Origin of the sequence: Shinella sp. BE166 (assembly GCF_051201095.1) — a bacterium.
GTDB classification, from domain to species: Bacteria; Pseudomonadota; Alphaproteobacteria; order Rhizobiales; family Rhizobiaceae; genus Shinella; species Shinella lacus.
In genome coordinates, this window is record NZ_JBPEHL010000014.1 from 139,032 (window position 1) to 157,034 (window position 18,003).

At 64.6% G+C, this 18,003-nt stretch carries 14 protein-coding genes; 10 read left to right on the forward strand and 4 right to left on the reverse strand.

Features of this window, described 5'->3' with window-relative positions; all coding sequences use genetic code 11:
- Positions 1 to 73 precede the first annotated feature (73 nt).
- Positions 74 to 1,291, forward strand: coding sequence for an NAD(P)/FAD-dependent oxidoreductase (locus J2Y63_RS27145; RefSeq protein ID WP_435268633.1), 1,218 nt, complete (start codon positions 74 to 76; stop codon positions 1,289 to 1,291).
- Positions 1,292 to 1,478: 187 nt separating this feature from the next.
- Positions 1,479 to 4,277, forward strand: a complete 2,799-nt coding sequence (locus J2Y63_RS27150; protein WP_435268634.1) for a bifunctional diguanylate cyclase/phosphodiesterase — start codon at positions 1,479 to 1,481, stop codon at positions 4,275 to 4,277.
- 6 nt (positions 4,278 to 4,283) lie between these two features.
- Here J2Y63_RS27150 and J2Y63_RS27155 read toward each other — a convergent pair whose 3' ends face one another.
- The 3 genes from J2Y63_RS27155 to groES form a co-directional block, all read right to left on the reverse strand.
- The gene (locus J2Y63_RS27155; protein WP_435268635.1) at positions 4,284 to 4,730 is read right to left on the reverse strand and encodes a hypothetical protein; all 447 of its coding nucleotides are present in this window, start codon (positions 4,728 to 4,730) and stop codon (positions 4,284 to 4,286) included.
- Positions 4,731 to 5,347: 617 nt separating this feature from the next.
- Entirely contained in the window at positions 5,348 to 6,988 is a 1,641-nt protein-coding gene (gene groL, locus J2Y63_RS27160) for a chaperonin GroEL (RefSeq protein WP_256118492.1), read from the reverse strand.
- Positions 6,989 to 7,044: 56 nt separating this feature from the next.
- Positions 7,045 to 7,341 (reverse strand): co-chaperone GroES, encoded by a 297-nt coding sequence (gene groES / locus J2Y63_RS27165; protein ID WP_256118493.1) that lies wholly within the window; start codon positions 7,339 to 7,341, stop codon positions 7,045 to 7,047.
- A 318-nt stretch (positions 7,342 to 7,659) separates the two neighbouring features.
- Here groES and J2Y63_RS27170 point away from each other — a divergent pair, with 318 nt between their 5' ends.
- From J2Y63_RS27170 to J2Y63_RS27190, 5 genes are all read left to right on the forward strand, one after another.
- Positions 7,660 to 8,508: a TIGR01459 family HAD-type hydrolase gene (locus J2Y63_RS27170; RefSeq protein ID WP_435268636.1), complete on the forward strand. Its 849-nt coding sequence runs from the start codon at positions 7,660 to 7,662 to the stop codon at positions 8,506 to 8,508.
- A 14-nt stretch (positions 8,509 to 8,522) separates the two neighbouring features.
- Complete coding sequence (locus tag J2Y63_RS27175) at positions 8,523 to 9,503, forward strand: bifunctional riboflavin kinase/FAD synthetase (RefSeq protein WP_435268637.1); 981 nt, start codon at positions 8,523 to 8,525, stop codon at positions 9,501 to 9,503.
- A gap of 233 nt (positions 9,504 to 9,736) precedes the next feature.
- The gene (ileS, locus tag J2Y63_RS27180) at positions 9,737 to 12,628 is read left to right on the forward strand and encodes an isoleucine--tRNA ligase (RefSeq protein ID WP_435268638.1); all 2,892 of its coding nucleotides are present in this window, start codon (positions 9,737 to 9,739) and stop codon (positions 12,626 to 12,628) included.
- Positions 12,629 to 12,800: 172 nt separating this feature from the next.
- Positions 12,801 to 13,415 (forward strand): hypothetical protein, encoded by a 615-nt coding sequence (locus tag J2Y63_RS27185; RefSeq protein WP_435268639.1) that lies wholly within the window; start codon positions 12,801 to 12,803, stop codon positions 13,413 to 13,415.
- A 4-nt stretch (positions 13,416 to 13,419) separates the two neighbouring features.
- On the forward strand, positions 13,420 to 13,905 hold the full coding sequence (locus J2Y63_RS27190; RefSeq protein ID WP_435268640.1) for a GNAT family N-acetyltransferase: 486 nt from the start codon (positions 13,420 to 13,422) through the stop codon (positions 13,903 to 13,905).
- On the opposite strand, the gene J2Y63_RS27195 is transcribed toward J2Y63_RS27190, so the two are convergent.
- Positions 13,906 to 14,349 (reverse strand): nucleoside deaminase, encoded by a 444-nt coding sequence (locus J2Y63_RS27195; RefSeq protein WP_256118499.1) that lies wholly within the window; start codon positions 14,347 to 14,349, stop codon positions 13,906 to 13,908.
- Between the two features lie 70 nt (positions 14,350 to 14,419).
- Between J2Y63_RS27195 and J2Y63_RS27200 the strand changes: the two genes are divergently transcribed.
- From J2Y63_RS27200 to J2Y63_RS27210, 3 genes are all read left to right on the forward strand, one after another.
- Positions 14,420 to 16,345 (forward strand): pseudouridine synthase, encoded by a 1,926-nt coding sequence (locus J2Y63_RS27200; RefSeq protein ID WP_435268641.1) that lies wholly within the window; start codon positions 14,420 to 14,422, stop codon positions 16,343 to 16,345.
- Between the two features lie 6 nt (positions 16,346 to 16,351).
- Positions 16,352 to 16,912, forward strand: a complete 561-nt coding sequence (gene rsmD / locus J2Y63_RS27205) for a 16S rRNA (guanine(966)-N(2))-methyltransferase RsmD (protein ID WP_435268642.1) — start codon at positions 16,352 to 16,354, stop codon at positions 16,910 to 16,912.
- A gap of 85 nt (positions 16,913 to 16,997) precedes the next feature.
- Positions 16,998 to 17,864: a patatin-like phospholipase family protein gene (locus tag J2Y63_RS27210; protein WP_435268643.1), complete on the forward strand. Its 867-nt coding sequence runs from the start codon at positions 16,998 to 17,000 to the stop codon at positions 17,862 to 17,864.
- Positions 17,865 to 18,003: the final 139 nt, after the last annotated feature.

Sequence of the window (18,003 nt, forward strand, 5' to 3'; positions counted from 1 at the left end):
CGGCGCGGCGACGAGTTGACGCCGCCCGCCGGAGCGCGCTACCTGTCGGTAAAACCAAAGACGGGGAAACATCGTGACGGGAAGACTGGTTGTTGTGGGTGGCGGTCAGGCCGCATTTGCCCTCGTTGCCAAATTGCGCGCATTGAAGGACGAACGGCCGATCACGATCATCGCCGCCGAGGCGAGCCACCCCTACCAACGACCGCCGCTCTCGAAAAAATACCTGCTCGGCGAGGCCGATCTCGAACGCCTGAAGTTCCGCCCGGAAAGCTGGTATGCGGACAACAATGTCGACATCCGCCTGTCGACCGAGGTCACCGCCATCGACCGCGCCGCCAAGAGCGTGACGCTCAGCGACGGCTCGACATTGCACTATGCCTATCTGGCACTCGCCACCGGTGCGACGCCGCGCCGCCTGCCGGCCGAGATCGGCGGCGACCTCGACGGCGTGTTCACGGTGCGCGACTACCGCGATGCCGACCGCCTCGGCGTCGAAATGCAGGAAGGCCGCCGTGCGCTCGTCGTCGGCGGCGGTTATATCGGCCTGGAGGCCGCGGCCGTCGCGCGGGGCAGGGGGCTGCACGTCACCGTCATCGAAATGGCCGACCGCATTCTCGCCCGCGTCGCTTCGCCCGCCACTGCCACCATCCTCAAGGCCATCCACAATGCGCGCGGCGTTGACGTGCGCGAAAAGACCGGCCTCGTGCGCCTCTTGGGAGAGAATGGCCGCGTCACCGGCGCGGAACTCTCCGACGGCTTCGTGCTGCCGGTCGACATGGTGATCGCCGGCATCGGCGTGGCGGCGAATGATGGGCTCGCGCGCGATGCGGGCCTCGAGGTCACTAACGGCATCGTTGTCGATGCCCATGCCCGCACGTCCGATCCCGCGATCTTCGCCATGGGCGACTGTGCCGTTCTGCCCTTCGAGGGTAATCGCGTGCGGCTGGAATCCGTGCAGAATGCCGTCGACCAGGCGGAAGCGGCGGCTGCCGTCATCGCCGGCGGCGATGCGCCCTATGAGCCGAAACCCTGGTTCTGGTCCGACCAGTATGACGTGAAATTGCAGATCGCCGGCTTCTGCATGGGCTTCGACGATACGTTCGTGCGCCCCGGACAGCGCGAAGGCAGCGTCTCCGTCTGGTATTTCCGCGAAGGCCGGCTGATCGCGGTGGACGCGGTCAACGATGCGAAGGCCTATGTGGTCGGCAAGAAGCTGATCGAGATGGGCCGCACGCCCGCGCGGGAAGCACTGGAGGACCCAGCGACGGACCTCAAGGCCCTGACGCTCTGAAAGGTGTATAGCCCGAAGGTTGAGCTGCATTTTCGTCGCTGAATGAAACAGTTGTACTGTTTTGATCTTTGTTAAGTATGAACTGATGCGAAATATAGCGGTTCGGCGTTAAGCTTTCTGAATTCACTGATTTTTTAGGGTTCTCCGGCTGAGTGGGGCCACTTCGCTCCCACTCCGGTGCCCCTTCATGCTTCGTATCCTGACCTGCATTGCCGTCGAGCACGACCTCCGCCTCGTGCTGCTGGCGGCGTTCATATGCTTCCTGTCCTGCTATGTCGCGGTCTCGCTGACGCAAAGGGCACAGGTCTCCGACGGGAAGGCGCGCGGCCTCTGGCTCGGTGCCGCCGGCACATCGAGCGGCTTCGGCATCTGGGCCACCCACTTCATCGCCATGCTGGCCTACGATCCCGGCGTCGCCATGGGCTTCGACATGGAGCCGACGCTGCTGTCGCTGGCCGTCGCGATCGTCGTCACGACGATCGGGCTGGCGCTCGCAAGCTACATTCCCGGTCGCAGCGCGGTCGTGGCGGGCGGCCTGCTGCTCGGCGCGGGCATCACCTCCATGCACTATATCGGCATGTCGGCGCTTGAGCTTCCGGGCCGCATCGTCTGGGACAGTGTCTATGTAGCGGCCTCCGTCGTCTGCGCCGGTCTCTTCGGCATGCTGGCGCTCGACGTCTGCATGCGCCCGCAGCTTGGCGCACGGGGTCGCGCCCTTGCCACCGTGCTGATGGCGCTCGGCGTCGTCTCGCTCCATTTCACCGCAATGGCGGCCGTGATGATCGAGCCGGGCCTGATGCCGGTCAGCGACGACACGCTGATCTCCACCAGCCTGATGGTGCCGCTGATTGCCGTCGTCGCCTTCTCGTTGCTCTTCGCAGGGCTGACGGCCGCCGTCTTCGCCAGGCAGTCGGAGCTTGCCGCCAGCGAGAGCACACGCCAGTTCGCCATGCTCGTGCAGGGCGTCAAGGATTACGCCATCTACATGCTCGACCCGGAAGGCCGGGTCGCCAACTGGAACGCGGGCGCCGAGCGCAGCAAGGGCTACAAGGCCCATGAGATCGTCGGTCAGCACTTCTCGCATTTCTACAGCGAGGAGGACCGCGCGGCCGGCCTGCCCGAGCGCGCGCTGGCGCTTGCGCGCGCGGAAGGCAAATACGAGAGCGAGGGCTGGCGCTACAAGAAGGACGGCGGCCGCTTCTGGGCGAATGTCGTCATCGATCCGATTTACGATGCCGGCGGCGTACTCGTCGGCTACGCCAAGATTACCAAGGACGTCACGAAGGAAAAGGCCGACGCCGACCGGCTCGCTGCCGTGACGAAGAACCTCGACCTCGCGCTCGAAAACATGTCGCAGGGCCTCTGCCTGTTCGACAAGGACGAACGCCTGCTCATCGCCAACAAGCGCTACAGCGAGATCTTCGGCTTCCCGGAAGGCCGCATCCAGCCCGGCATGACGCTGCGCGAGATCGTCGACCAGGGCGTCACCCACCTGTTTGCCGATCCGGATGTGCGCCAGGCGAAGGCACGGGACGTCTATGCGCGTCGCCGCGCTGCGATTCTCGCGAACGACGGCGGCGCGATGGTCGAGAAGCTACCGAACGGCACCTCGGTGCAACTACGCTACCGCACGCTGCCTGACGGCGCCTGGGTTGCGACCTATGAGGACATTTCCGAGCGCCTGCGCTCCGAGGAGCAGATCTCCTTCCTCGCCCGCCACGATGGACTGACCGGCCTGCCGAACCGTGCGAGCTTCAACAACCGTCTCGAAGCCGACCTCGATGCCGCCCGCCTCTCCGGCGGCAAGGTCGCAGCAATCGGCATCGACCTCGACAAGTTCAAGGAAATCAACGACACGCGCGGCCACGCGGCGGGCGACGAAGTGCTCACCACGCTGTCGAAGCGCATGCAGGCCTGCCTGGAGGCCGACGAGACGGTCGCCCGCTTCGGCGGGGACGAATTCGCCGCCGCCAAGCGTTTTTCGGACGTGGCTGACCTCACCGACTTCATCCAGCGTCTGGAGAACTGCCTTAACGCAGAGATCCGCATCGACGGCTACGATATCAAGCCGGGCGCCAGCCTTGGCGTCGCGATCTACCCGCAGGATGCCGACACGGTCGAAGCGCTCATCAACAATGCCGACCTTGCCATGTACCGCGCCAAGGATGCGCTGACCCAGACGGTCTGCTTCTACGAGGTCTCGATGGACGAGGCCGCCCGCAGCCGCCGCCTCATCGCCAACGACCTCTGGCAGGCCGTGGAGCGCAAAGAACTGCAACTGCACTACCAGGTCCAGAAAGCTGTTACCTCCGGCGAGACGATCGGCTACGAGGTGCTGCTGCGCTGGCACCATCCGCTGCGCGGCAAGATCCCTCCGGGCGATTTCATCCCGATTGCCGAGGAGTGCGGCGCCATCCTGCCGATCGGTGAATGGGTTCTGCGCGAGGCATGCCGCGAGGCTGCAACATGGAACAACGACCACAAGATCGCCGTCAACCTGTCGCCGATCCAGCTTGGAAATGCCGATGTCGCGGACCTCGTGCACCGGGTGCTCCTGGAAACGGGCCTCAACCCCCGCCGGCTGGAGCTCGAAATCACCGAATCGACCATCATCGCCGACAAGGAGCGGGCGCTCCAGACGCTGCGCCGCATCAAGGCCTTCGGCGTCACCATCGCCATCGACGATTTCGGCACCGGCTATTCGTCGCTGGAAACGCTGCGCGCCTTCCCCTTCGACAAGATCAAGCTTGACCGCAGCTTCATGAGCGAGGTGGAGGCAAGCCCGGAGGCCAAGGCCATCATCCGCGCCATCCTGGCGCTCGGCCAGACGCTGCGCGTGCCGGTCCTGGCGGAGGGCGTGGAGACGAGCAACCAGCTTGCCATCCTGCTCGACGAGGGTTGCGACGAGGCGCAGGGCTATTTCCTGGGTCGCCCGATGCCGGTGGAAAGCATCCGTACCAGCGTCGAGGCCAGCAAGGCCGCCTGAAGCGGCCTATTGCCGCTTGAAGCGGCGGCCGGCGAGGTCGATCTGGAAGCGGGGGAAGATGAAGACGCCGATGATCGTGCCGGCGTATTTCTCCTCCAGGCCCGTCGATTCCCCAACGCAGAACACCGGCTGGCGCGGCGCGCCGTCGAGGTGAATGGTCGTTGAGAAGCAGAAGGACGAGGATGAGGAGGCCGCCTGCTCGAAGAGTTCGAGCACGCGCGCGCGGTCGAGCGGCTCGTAGCAGCGGATGAGGTTCAACAGCCCGCAGGCGCGCTGCGGCAGGCCATGCGCCTGCATCGCCTTGTCGCCAAGCGTGAAGAGGCCGTTGGAAAGATCGCCGGTCCAGCGCTCCGTCACGCAATATTGCGTCAGCAGTTCGTTGTCCGTCTCGTCGAACCCCATCGAGCCCGGAAGAAAGGGCGACGAGAGATCAGTCTTGATTATCTTGAACACCTACGACCTCAGGCAGTTGCTCGAATTTGGCCGACATGTCACGCCCCGTTTCGGGCACGCGACACGTTAAAAGAGAGCGCCGGCGACAACCCTCGAAGTCCGCCGAACCACTTTCCCATGTACTGAACTTCGTCCGGATCCTGCTATGCGTATCGGATCCGACGTACGCGTGAAAACCGCCGCTGACCCTTCTTTCAAGTCTTCCGGCGGTTCTATCAATATATTTCAGGGAGAACTGGCTGCGCGGTTTATCGACATGTTCCTGTCCAAAACCAGCACCTGTACCCCGGGTGAATCTTACAGTTCACTTGGGGCGTCTTTATAATTGGTTTTTTGATGCCAGCAACGGCTTTTTGAGAATTATTGTACAAACGGAAAAATTCTTTTCACGGAAACGATGCAGTCCGGTGAACCTCTTTGAAATGCGCCGCTTTGCCGGAAAAACAAAAAGGGCGGCCCGAAGACCGCCCTTTCCGAACTGAACCGGTTGGCTCAGATGTAGGACCCGAAGGGTCTTACATCATGTCCATGCCGCCAGTTCAGCGCGCTTGACGCGCTGAACCAACTTTAGTGCATGGGCGAAGCTTGATGGTCACGCTGCGATAGGCTTGCGCCTATCACATCATGTCCATGCCGCCCATGCCGCCCATGCCGCCAGGCATACCGCCCGGTGCATCCTTCTTCGGCAGTTCGGCGATCATGGCTTCCGTCGTGATCAGCAGCGAGGCAACCGAAGCTGCGTTCTGCAGAGCCGTGCGGACAACCTTGACCGGGTCGACGATGCCGAGTGCGATCAGGTCGCCATATTCGCCGGTCTGGGCGTTGTAGCCGTAGTTGTCTTCGTTCTTGTCGAGGATCTTGCCGACAACGATCGAAGCTTCGTCACCAGCGTTTTCCGCGATCTGGCGAACGAGGGACTGCAGCGCCTTGCGAACGATGTTGATGCCGGCTTCCTGGTCGTCGTTTTCACCCTTGGAGGTGATCTTGACGGAGGAGCGCAGCAGGGCAACGCCGCCGCCCGGTACGATGCCTTCCTGAACGGCAGCGCGCGTCGCGTTGAGGGCGTCGTCGATGCGGTCCTTCTTTTCCTTCACTTCGACTTCCGTCGAGCCGCCGACGCGGATCACGGCAACGCCACCAGCGAGCTTGGCAAGACGTTCCTGCAGCTTCTCGCGGTCGTAGTCGGAGGTGGTTTCTTCGATCTGGGCCTTGATCTGCGCGACGCGGCCTTCGATTTCCGACTTCTGGCCGGCACCGTCGACGATCGTCGTGTTTTCCTTGGTGATCGAGACCTTCTTCGCACGGCCGAGCATGTCGAGCGTGACGTTTTCGAGCTTGATGCCGAGGTCTTCCGAGATCACGGTGCCGCCCGACAGGATGGCGATGTCTTCGAGCATGGCCTTGCGGCGGTCGCCGAAGCCCGGAGCCTTGACGGCAGCGATCTTGAGGCCACCACGCAGCTTGTTGACGACGAGCGTTGCGAGGGCTTCGCCTTCGACGTCTTCAGCGATGATGACGAGCGGCTTGCCGGTCTGGACGACGGCTTCGAGAACCGGGAGCATCGCCTGGAGGTTCGAAAGCTTCTTCTCGTGCAGGAGAATGAAAGCGTCTTCGAGGTCGGCGACCATCTTTTCCGGGTTGGTCACGAAGTAGGGCGACAGGTAGCCGCGGTCGAACTGCATGCCTTCGACGACTTCGAGTTCGGTTTCGGCGGTCTTGGCTTCTTCAACCGTGATGACGCCTTCGTTGCCAACCTTCTGCATGGCTTCGGCAATGTCGAGACCGACCTGCTTGTCGCCGTTTGCGGAGATCGTGCCGACCTGGGCGACTTCTTCCGAGGTGTTGATCTTCTTGGCCTTGGCCTGGAGATCCTTGACGACTTCAGCAACGGCGAGATCGATGCCGCGCTTCAGGTCCATCGGGTTCATGCCGGCTGCAACAGCCTTGTTGCCTTCGCGAACGATGGCCTGGGCAAGAACGGTTGCCGTCGTCGTGCCGTCGCCGGCGATGTCGTTGGTCTTGGAAGCGACTTCGCGAACGAGTTGGGCGCCCATGTTCTCGAACTTGTCTTCCAGTTCGATTTCCTTGGCGACGGAAACGCCGTCCTTGGTGATGCGCGGTGCGCCGAAGGACTTGTCGATAACAACGTTACGACCCTTCGGGCCGAGCGTTACCTTGACTGCGTCTGCGAGAATGTCGACGCCGCGCAGCATCTTTTCGCGCGCGGTGCGGCCGAACTTGACTTCTTTGGCTGCCATTGTGTGAACTCCTGAAAGAGGTATCAGCGAATTTCGGAAGGGGATGAACGGCTAGATCAGCCGATGATGCCCATGATGTCGGCTTCCTTCATGATCAGAAGGTCTTCGCCGTCGAGCTTGACTTCGGTGCCCGACCACTTGCCGAACAGAACGCGGTCGCCAGCCTTGACGTCCAGCGGAACGACCTTGCCGGAATCGTCACGGGCGCCGGAACCGACGGCGACGATTTCGCCTTCCTGCGGCTTTTCCTTGGCGGTGTCCGGAATGATGATGCCGCCCTTGGTCTTGGCTTCGGATTCGACGCGACGTACGACGACGCGATCGTGAAGCGGGCGGAAGGTGGTGCTTGCCATTGTCTTATCCCTCGATCGAATGACATTGCGGATCCCGGTATGGACCCGATGGATGGATGTTAGCACTCACTGGTTAGGAGTGCTAGCGGCCCGGAGATAGGCGCCGGCGCTTTTCGAGTCAAGGACGACGCCTGGAAATTATTTTGCCCCGGATGGTTACCGCAGCCGGCAGATGGGAGTGAAATCGCACGCCATCAAGTCAGGGCCATGAATTTCCGGCAGTTTGCCTGTTGATGGGGCAAAATTGTGTGGAGAGGCTTGTTTTCTTGGCCTCGCTTTGCAATGTCAGCCGGGCTCGATTTCGAACAGGACTACCTGATGGCTGAACGCATCCAATCCTTCCGCGACATCGCTTCGCAATATGACGTGGTGCTTTGCGACGTCTGGGGCGTCCTGCACAATGGCGTCGAAGCTTTCTCTTACGCCTCGGAAGCGCTCGCGGACGCCCGCGCCGCCGGCCTCACCGTCGTGCTCATCACCAATTCGCCGCGCCCGCATCCGGGCGTCAAGGTGCAGATCCGCGGCCTCGGCGTCGCCGACGATTCCTATGATCGCATCGTCACCTCCGGCGACGTCACCCGCGCGCTGATCGCCGAAGGCCCGAAGAAGGTCTATTTCATCGGCGCCGAAAAGGACCTGCCGCTGCTCGACGGCCTCGGCGTCGAGACCGTTGGCCTTGACGAGGCCGGCATCGTGGTCTGCGCGGGCCTGCGCAGCGACGAGACGGAGACCGTCGAGGACTATCGCGAGGAGCTGGAAAGGCTCGCCGCGAAAAAGCTGCCCTTCATCTGTGCCAATCCGGACCTCGTCGTCGAGCGCGGCCACCGGCTCATCCAATGTGCCGGGGCGCTGGCGAAATTCTACGAGGAGCTCGGCTGCACCAGCCTGATCGCCGGCAAGCCGCACCGGCCGATCTACGAGAAATCGATCGCCGAGGCGAAGGACGTCCGCGGCGACTTCGACCTGTCGCGCGTGATCGCGGTCGGCGACGGCATGCCGACGGACGTGCGCGGCGCGGAAGCCTTCGGCCTCGATGTGCTCTATATTTCCGGCGGCATCCATGCGCAGGAATATGTCGAAGCGGGCCGCACCGACGAGGCGAAGCTCGCGGCTTTCCTGACGCGCGAAGGTTCCCACCCCAAATGGTGGATGCCCCGGCTGCAGTGACGGAGACGGTCGTCATGACGGTATTTCACAGGAACGAAACCAGAGAGCCGCTGCCGGAACACCTGCGCGGCGGCGTCATCGCCATCGGCAATTTCGACGGCGTGCACCGCGGCCACCAGGCCGTGCTGCAACGCGCGCTCGACCTCGCGAGCGACCGCGGCATCCCGGCCCTCGTGCTGACCTTCGAGCCGCATCCCCGCACCGTCTTCCGCCCCGAGCGCCCGGTCTTCCGCCTGACGCCGGCGCCGCTGAAGGCGCGCATCCTGGAGGGCATGGGTTTTTCCGCGGTCATCGAATATCCGTTCGATCGCGGCTTTTCCGAAATGTCGGCGCATGATTTCATCCGCTCGGTGCTCATCGACTGGCTGCACGCCTCCGAAGTCGTCACCGGCTTCGATTTCCATTTCGGCAAGGGCAGGGAGGGCGGCCCGGCCTTCCTGATGGCCGCCGGCCAGGACAACGGCTTCGGTGTGACGCTGGTCGATGCCTTCCGCGACGAGAACGCCTCGGTCATCTCGTCGAGCTTCACCCGTGCCCTGCTTGGCGAGGGTGCGGTCGTGGAAGCGGCCGGTCAGCTCGGCTACCGCTACACGGTCGAGGCGGAGGTCATCGGCGGCAAGAAGCTCGGCCGCACGCTCGGCTACCCGACCGCCAACATGCAGCTTCCCCCGGAAGTGGAACTGCGCAACGGCATCTACGCCGTGCGCTTCCGCCGCCCCGACGGAAGCCTGCACGACGGCGTCGCCAGCTACGGCCGCCGCCCGACGGTCACGTCGAATGGTGTGCCGCTGCTCGAAACCTTCCTGTTCGATTTCTCCGGCGATCTCTACGGCGAAGTCTCCGCCGTCTCCTTCTTCGGCCACCTGCGCGACGAGCTGAAATTCGACGGCCTCGACCCGCTCGTCATCCAGATGAAGCGCGACGAGGAGGAGGCGCGCGCGCTGCTTTCCGGCGTCACGCCGCTGGGGCCGATCGACCGGCGCATCTGTTTCTAGGAACAAACGACTCTGGCGTCTTTTCAAAATGGCGAAAAGGCCGTAATACCGCGCGCATGATGCTCAACCGGCTGACCATCGATCTGCGAATTAGTGGCCCGGCCTTCCGCGCGCTCTGAGCGAGGCCGGAAGGTCCGGGATTTTGGGCGTTTTCGAAAAGCGCCCCGCCGTCGGAGCCTGACAATATCCCCGCATGCGCAAACGCGCGCGAAAAAAAGACGATAGCCACATCCATGACCGATACGCCCGAAAAAGTCGATTATTCGCCCACCCTCTACCTGCCGCAGACGGATTTTCCGATGCGCGCCGGCCTGCCGACGAAGGAGCCGGAAACGGTGGCCCGCTGGCAGAAGATGGGTCTCTACAAAAAGCTGCGCGCCTCCGCCGCCGGCCGCGAGAAATTCGTGCTGCACGATGGCCCCCCCTATGCCAACGGCAACATCCATATCGGCCACGCGCTGAACAAGATCCTCAAGGACGTCATCACCCGCTCCTTCCAGATGCGCGGCTATGACTCGAACTACGTGCCCGGCTGGGACTGCCACGGCCTTCCGATCGAATGGAAGATCGAGGAAAAGTACCGCGAGAAGGGCAAGAACAAGGACGAGGTTCCGGTCAACGAATTCCGCCAGGAATGCCGCGACTTCGCTGCCGGCTGGATCAAGATCCAGGCGGAAGAGTTCAAGCGCCTCGGCATCGAGGGCGACTTCGACAACCCCTACACGACGATGAACTTCCACGCGGAAGCCCGCATCGCCGGCGAACTCCTGAAGATCGCCAAGAGCGGCCAGCTCTACCGCGGCTCCAAGCCCGTCATGTGGTCGGTCGTCGAGCGCACGGCGCTGGCCGAAGCCGAAGTCGAATATGCCGATGTCGAGAGCGATGCGATCTGGGTGAAGTTCCCGGTGACTGAAGGTCCGGCCGACCTGCTCGGCAATTCCGTCGTCATTTGGACCACCACGCCCTGGACGATCCCCGGCAACCGCGGCATCGCCTTCTCGTCGCGCTATCCCTACGGTCTCTACGAGGTGGAAAGCGCGCAGAACGATTTCGGCCCGCAGCCGGGCGAAAAGCTGATCTTCGCCACGCGTCTTGCCGATGAATCGGCGGCCAAGGCAAAGCTCACCTTCAAGTTCCTCCGCGACATCGCGCCGGAAGAACTGGAGGCGGTCGTCTGCGCCCATCCGCTGGCCGCCCTCGGCTATGACTTCAAGGTGCCGCTGCTCGATGGCGATCACGTCACCGACGATGCCGGCACCGGTTTCGTGCACACCGCACCCGGCCACGGCCGCGAGGACTTTGACGCCTGGACGGCAGCGGCTCGTGCCCTTGAGGCGCGCGGCATCTCGTCGAAGATCCCGTTCACCGTGGACGATGCCGGCTTCTACACCGCCGACGCCCCCGGTTTCGACGGCGCCCGCGTCATGGACGACAACGGCAAGAAGGGCGACGCCAACGAGCGCGTCATCAAGGCGCTGATCGCCGCCAGCAACCTGTTTGCCCGCGGCCGCATCAAGCACTCCTATCCGCATTCCTGGCGTTCCAAGAAGCCGGTCATCTTCCGCAACACGCCGCAATGGTTCGTCTACATGGACAAGGAACTGGGCGACGGCACCACGCTGCGCTCGCGTTCGCTGAACGCCATCGACGACACGCGTTTCGTGCCCGCCGCCGGCCAGAACCGCCTGCGTGCGATGATCGAAGGCCGTCCGGACTGGGTGCTGTCGCGTCAGCGCGCCTGGGGCGTCCCGATCGCCGTCTTCGCCGACGAGAAGGGCGAAGTGCTGATCGACGAGGCCGTCAATGCCCGCATCCTCGAAGCCTTCGAGCAGGAAGGTGCCGACGCGTGGTTTGCCGAAGGCGCCAAAGAGCGTTTCCTCGGCAATGACCACGACCCGGCCAAGTGGGTGCAGGTTATGGACATCCTCGACGTCTGGTTCGACTCGGGCTCGACGCACACCTTCACGCTGGAAGACCGTCCCGACCTGAAATGGCCGGCGGACGTCTATCTGGAAGGTTCCGACCAGCATCGCGGCTGGTTCCATTCCTCGCTGCTGGAATCGGCGGCGACCCGTGGCCGTGCGCCCTACAACGCCGTCATCACCCATGGTTTCACCATGGACGAGAAGGGCGAGAAGATGTCGAAGTCCAAGGGCAACGTCGTCTCGCCGCAGGATGTGATGAAGGAATCGGGCGCCGATATCCTGCGCCTCTGGGTGATGACGACCGACTACTGGGAAGACCAGCGCCTCGGCAAGACGATCATCCAGACCAACATCGACGCTTACCGGAAGCTGCGCAACACCGTGCGCTGGATGCTGGGCACGCTGGCGCACGACACGGGCGAGGAGATCGCCTATGCCGACATGCCGGAGCTCGAAAAGCTCATGCTGCACCGGCTCTCAGAGCTCGACGCCGTCGTGCGCGAAGGCTACGACGCCTTCGACTTCAAGAAGATCGCCCGTTCGCTCATCGACTTCTCGAATGTCGAGCTCTCGGCCTTCTACTTCGACGTCCGCAAGGATGCGCTCTACTGCGACGCCCCGTCCTCGCTGAAGCGCCGCGCCTCGCTTGCGGTCATCCGCAAGCTGTTCGAGTGCCTCGTCACCTGGCTCGCCCCCATGCTGCCCTTCACCACGGAGGAAGCGTGGCTGTCGTTGAAGCCGGATGCCGTTTCGGTGCATCTGGAACAGTTCCCGGTGGTGCCGGCCGAATGGCGCAACGACGCGCTCGAAGCCAAGTGGGAGAAGATCCGCGCCGTGCGTTCGGTGGTCATCGGCGCGCTGGAGATCGAACGCCGCGAGAAGCGCATCGGCGCCTCGCTGGAGGCAGCCCCGGTCGTGCACATCGACGATCCGGAGCTGCTCGCAGCCCTCGAAGGTCAGGACTTTGCGGAAATCTGCATCACCTCGGCCATCACGCTGGTTGCCGGCGAAGGCCCGGCCGCGGCCTTCCGTCTTCAGGACGTCGCCAAGGTCTCTGTCGAGCCGCAGCTTGCCGAGGGCAGGAAGTGCGCGCGCTCCTGGCGCATCACCACGGATGTCGGCACCGATCCGGACTATCCGGACGTCTCAGCCCGCGACGCGGCGGCGCTGCGCGAGATCGGTTTTCGCCGCGCAGCATAAGGCACAGCATTGTTGACGGCCGGGGCTTTCCGGCCGTCAATATTCCGGATGAATTGCGCTTGCGGTCTTCATCCGGTATTGCTGCCTGAAAATGGTCGGATTTTTCCGCCATGGCACGGCGATCTATTGCCGTGTTCGGGCTTTGGGCGCCGGCTCTGCTGGAAGGGTATTCATGGGAATGACGCGAAATATTCGGCTGCGTACCGGCTTGATCGGCCTCCTCGGTGGAAGCCTCCTGCTGACCGGCTGCATGGGGCCGACCTACGGCACCGGCAAGACCGCCGGCGAGCAGCTGGTGGATGATATCGGCAACGCGGTGACGCTCCGGCCCGACGACGCGGAAAAGAAGAACATCCGCTACCAGCCGCGCGGTGGCCTCGTGGTGCCGAAGGACGAGGTCGCCCTGACCACGCCGCAGCAGTCCGTCTCCAGCAAGGACAATCCCGAGTGGATCGAAAGCCCCGAGGAGATGCGCGAGCGTCTGCGCACCGAGGCTGCGGCCAACAGCGACGACGGGAACTACCGCTCGCCGCTCGCCGCGCAGAGCACGACGAACCGCAAGCTTTCCGCCGCTGAACAGACCGCTGCCTATCGCGATGCGCGCCGGCTGCAGATGGGCGCCTATTCCGACAAGCGCCGTTACCTGAGCGATCCGCCGGTCGATTATCGCCGCCTTCCGGAAGAGGCTTCGGCCGATCTCGGCGAGCCGGAGCGCACCAAGGAGCGCCGCCGCAAGAAGGAAGCGAAGGCGGCCAAGCAGAGCGGTTCCGCCTGGTGGCCCTTCTAAGCCGATGACGACTTACAGAATTCGTCCGGCGTCGGTCAGCGACGCCGGCACCATCCTGCGTTTCATCCGCGAACTTGCCGATTATGAAAAGGCGCTGCACGAGGTTGCGGCGACCGAGGAGACGATTGCCTCCTCGCTGTTCGGCGAAGGCTCCGTCACCCGCGCGGTGATTTGCGAGACGGAGGCGGGCGAGCCAGCGGGTTCCGCCGTCTGGTTCCTGTCCTATTCCACCTGGCAGGCGAAGAACGGTCTCTATCTCGAAGATCTCTATGTGACGCCCGATCACCGCGGCGCCGGCGTCGGAAAGATGCTGCTGCGCCACCTCGCACGTACCGCGATCGAGGAAGGCTGCGGCCGTTTCGAATGGAGCGTGCTCGACTGGAACACCCCGGCCATCCGCGTCTATGACGCGATCGGCGCCGAGCCGCAGTCGGAATGGGTCCGCTACCGGCTGAGTGGCGACAAGCTTAAACAGTTCGCTGAAGGCTGATCAGCGCCGCTCCGCAAAAAAATCCTTGAGGATTTCCGCCGCTTCCAGGCCGCCGATGCCGGAATAGACATCCGGCGCGTGGTGGCAGGTCGGCTGGGCGAAGAAGCGCACGCCATTGTCCACCGCGCCGCCCTTCGGGTCCTCCGCACCGTAGTAGAGCCGGCGGATGCGGGCGAAGGAAATGGCGGCGGCGCAGAGCGTGCAGGGTTCGAGCGTCACGTAGAGATCGGCGCCCGTCAGCCGCTCTTGGCCGAGCTTGCGGGAGGCCTCGCGGATGACGGCGACCTCGGCATGGGCGGTGACATCGCTCTCCGCCCGCGTGCGGTTGCCGGACTGCGCGACGACCGCGCCGTCGAGCACCAGCACGGCGCCGACCGGCACTTCGCCCCTTTCTCCTGCCGCACGCGCCTCGGCCAGCGCGATCTCCATGAAGCGATTTGTCATGAGCGGCACGAATTCCTCTTAACCCGGGGCGTGTGACCTGATAGGACACGCCAAAACGCAGGCAGCACAAATGACATTTAAAGACAAGCCAAAACGGCCGGGTGACAAGCCCGCGGGCCGTGACCGCAAGCCCCGTGCCGCCGCATCGGCCGGCGAGGGCAAGCCATACTCTGCCGCCGGCAAGCCGGCAGGCAAGAAGCCGGGCGGCAAACCCTTCGCCGGCAAATCCGCGCCGCGTGACGGAAAACCCGCGCGTGATGCAAAGCCGGCCCGTGACGCGAAGCCCGCAAAGGCCGCGCCAGCCGCCGCGGCAAGCGCCGACCTTGCGCCCGAGCGCATTTCCAAGCTGCTCGCCCGCGCCGGCGTTGCCTCGCGCCGCGATATCGAGCGCATGATTATGGAAGGCCGCGTCAGCGTGAACGGCAAGGTGCTGGACACGCCGGTGCTCAACGCCACCTTCGCCGACCGCATCGAGGTCGACGGCATGCCGATCCGCGGCATCGAGCGCACGCGCCTCTGGCTCTATCACAAGCCGGCGGGCCTGGTGACCACCAATGCCGACCCGGAAGGCCGCCCGACGGTCTTCGACAACCTGCCCGAAGACCTGCCGCGCGTCATGTCCATCGGCCGCCTCGACATCAACACCGAAGGCCTGCTGCTGCTGACCAATGACGGCGGCCTTGCCCGCATGCTGGAACTGCCGACGACCGGCTGGCTGCGCCGCTACCGCGTGCGCGCCCACGGCAAGATCGAGCAGGCCGACCTCGACAAGCTGAAGGAAGGCCTCGCCGTCGACGGCGTGCTCTATGGCGCGATCGACGCGACGCTCGACAAGGTGCAGGGCACCAACGTCTGGATCACCATGGGCCTTCGCGAAGGCAAGAACCGCGAGATCAAGAACGTGCTCGGCGCGCTCGGCCTCGACGTGAACCGCCTGATCCGCATCTCTTATGGCCCGTTCCAGCTCGGCGAACTGCCGGAAGGCCACGCCCAGGAAATCCGCGGCCGCACGCTGCGCGACCAGCTCGGCCCCCGACTCATCGAGGAAGCCAAGGCGAATTTCGATGCGCCGCTCTTCGACCATGCGGTTGACGATGCGGATGAGAAGCCGGCCGCCAAGGCCCGCGAGGCCGCGCAGCCCGCCTGGGGCGAAAAGCCCGCCGGCCGCCGCGACAAGCCGGAAGACCGCCGCGAAAAGGCCCGCGCCCGCCTCGACACCAAGCGCGACGACCGCTTCGGCGAGAAGCCGCGCGGCGGCCCTCGCGACCGCACCGACGATCGTTTCGAAGGCAAGCCGAAGCGCGAGCCCGCCGTGCGTGCGCGCAAGTCCAATGTCTGGATGGCGCCAGGCGCCCGTCCGGTTGCCGAAAAGAAGGCGGAGACCGCTGAAAGCGTGAAGCGCGAGCCGCGCGAACGGCCGGAAGGTGCGCCGAAGACCAAGCGCTACGGCCGCACCGCCGATGGCGCGCCGACCCGCACGGCGAAGAAATTCGATCCCGATCGCAAGGGGGGATCGGCCCGTGGCCGCCCGGGCGACGACCGCGCCGACAAGCCGCGCGTGCTGAAGACCCGCGACGAGGACGGCGAGTGGATCCGCGCCTCCGAGCCGGAAAAGCAGGATCGTGACGACGGCGGTCGCGGCGGATTCGGCCGCAAGCGTTCCGGCGCCGGCGACGATCGCGCCCCCCGTGATTTAGGCGATCGCCCACCGCGCGGCGATCGCTCCTTCGGCGACCGTCCGCCCCGTGGCGACCGCAAACCCCGCGCGGAAGGCGAGCGCTCCTTTGGCGATCGTACCGATCGCAAGCCCCGTGCCGAGGGCGAACGCACCTTCTCGGATCGTCCGCCGCGCCGCGATGGCGGCAAGCCTTTCGGGGCTAAGCCGTCCGGCGGCAAGTCCTTTGGCGGCAAGCCGGGTGGTGGACGCCCCTCCGGTGGAAAACCTGCTGGCGGCAAGCCCGCCGGTGGCAGCCGTCCGCGCGGCAAGGGCAAGTAAGCGCCCGTGCGGATCGTCGGCGGAGAGTTCCGCGGCCGCGCGCTGGCGACGCCGAAGTCGGATGACATTCGTCCGACGACGGACCGCACGCGCGAAAGCCTGTTCAACATCCTGTCGCATGCCTATCCCAAGGCGCTTGACGGCACGCGCGTGCTCGATCTCTTCGCGGGCACCGGCGCCGTCGGCCTGGAGGCGGTGTCGCGCGGTGCACGCGCGGCTCTCTTCGTCGAACAGAGCGTCGAGGGCAGGGGGCTCCTGCATTCCAACATCGAAACGCTCGGCCTCATCGGCCGCGCCAAGATTTTCCGGCGCGATGCCACGGCGCTCGGCAGCGTCGGCACGGTGGAGCCGTTCGACTTCCTCTTCGCCGATCCGCCCTATGCCAAGGGCCTTGGCGAGCGGGCGCTCGATGCGGCGGCGCGCGGCGGCTGGCTCGTCGATGGCGCCCTTGCCATCCTTGAAGAGCGTGCCGATATTCAGCCTGCCGCCGTCGATGGTTTCGAGCTTCTCGAAGTCCGCACCTTCGGCGACACGCGCATGCATTTCTACCGCTACCGGTCCGGCTGAACCGTAGAGCATTTCCAGCCAAAGCGGCATCGCTTCGGCGTCGGATAATGCGGCGGAAACAAAAAGCGAGCAGGAGACCGCCGCGATGACCGATGCCCTCGTTTCCGCAAACGTGCCGCGGCAAAGTGGCCCCACGGTCGCCATCGCGCTTGGCGGCGGCGGCGCGCGGGGCCTCGCCCATATCCATGTCATCGAAGTGCTGGACGAACTCGGCATCCGCCCGGTGCTGATCTCGGGCGCCTCGATCGGCGCCATCCTGGGCGCCGCCATGGCGGCCGGCATGTCGGGCAAGGAAATCCGCGAGCACACGCTCGCCGCGATCGGCCATCCGAGCCGCATCATGAACCGGCTCTGGAGCCTCAGGCCCACGCGGCTCTCCGAGGTCGGCTTCCGCGTCGGGCAGTTCAACCTGGAGCGCGTGCTGAAGGCCTTCCTGCCGGATCGCCTGCCGGAGACGTTCGAGGACCTTGCGATCTCGTTGAAGGTCGTGACGTCCGATTATTACGGCCAGTGCGAATGCGTCTGTGAGAGCGGGCCGCTGTTTCCGGCGATCGCCGCCTCCGCCGCACTCCCGGCCGTCTTCCGCCCGGTCATGATCAACGGCCGGGTGATGATCGACGGCGGGCTGTGGAACCCCGTGCCCTTCGACCACCTCATCGGCCACGCCGATATCACCATCGGCGTCGACGTGATCGGCCAGCCGGCGGCCGGCACCGCGGAACTGCCCAACAGCATCGACAGCCTCTATGGCGCAACCCAGCTCACCATGCGCTCCATCGTCACGCTGAAACTCGAAAAGGGCGCGCCGGACATCTACCTCCGCCCGGATGTCGGCCGCTTCCGGGTGCTCGATTTCGTCAAGGCCGGCGAAGTCCTCGCCACCTCCGCCGGCATCCGCGACGAGCTGAAACGCGCGCTGGACGAAAAGCTGTCCGCCGCCGTTAAGGCATAGCCCGCGATACCCCCCTCTGCCCTGCCGGGCATCTCCCCCTCAAGGGGGGGAGTGTTCATGTTGGACTCGCGAGGCGTTTTCTTGCGAGGAAGATGTCGAGTGTGATCTGGAGCATTTCGAGTGTCTTTGAGGCGCGCTT

Coding starts and splice junctions, on each gene's coding strand:
- J2Y63_RS27150 (WP_435268634.1), top strand. CDS start 1,479: ATGCTTCGTATCCTGACCTGCATTGCCGTCGAGCACGACCTCCGCCTC.
- groL (WP_256118492.1), bottom strand. CDS start 6,988: ATGGCAGCCAAAGAAGTCAAGTTCGGCCGCACCGCGCGCGAAAAGATG.
- groES (WP_256118493.1), bottom strand. CDS start 7,341: ATGGCAAGCACCACCTTCCGCCCGCTTCACGATCGCGTCGTCGTACGT.
- J2Y63_RS27170 (WP_435268636.1), top strand. CDS start 7,660: ATGGCTGAACGCATCCAATCCTTCCGCGACATCGCTTCGCAATATGAC.
- J2Y63_RS27175 (WP_435268637.1), top strand. CDS start 8,523: ATGACGGTATTTCACAGGAACGAAACCAGAGAGCCGCTGCCGGAACAC.
- ileS (WP_435268638.1), top strand. CDS start 9,737: ATGACCGATACGCCCGAAAAAGTCGATTATTCGCCCACCCTCTACCTG.
- J2Y63_RS27185 (WP_435268639.1), top strand. CDS start 12,801: ATGGGAATGACGCGAAATATTCGGCTGCGTACCGGCTTGATCGGCCTC.
- J2Y63_RS27190 (WP_435268640.1), top strand. CDS start 13,420: ATGACGACTTACAGAATTCGTCCGGCGTCGGTCAGCGACGCCGGCACC.
- J2Y63_RS27195 (WP_256118499.1), bottom strand. CDS start 14,349: ATGACAAATCGCTTCATGGAGATCGCGCTGGCCGAGGCGCGTGCGGCA.
- J2Y63_RS27200 (WP_435268641.1), top strand. CDS start 14,420: ATGACATTTAAAGACAAGCCAAAACGGCCGGGTGACAAGCCCGCGGGC.
- J2Y63_RS27210 (WP_435268643.1), top strand. CDS start 16,998: ATGACCGATGCCCTCGTTTCCGCAAACGTGCCGCGGCAAAGTGGCCCC.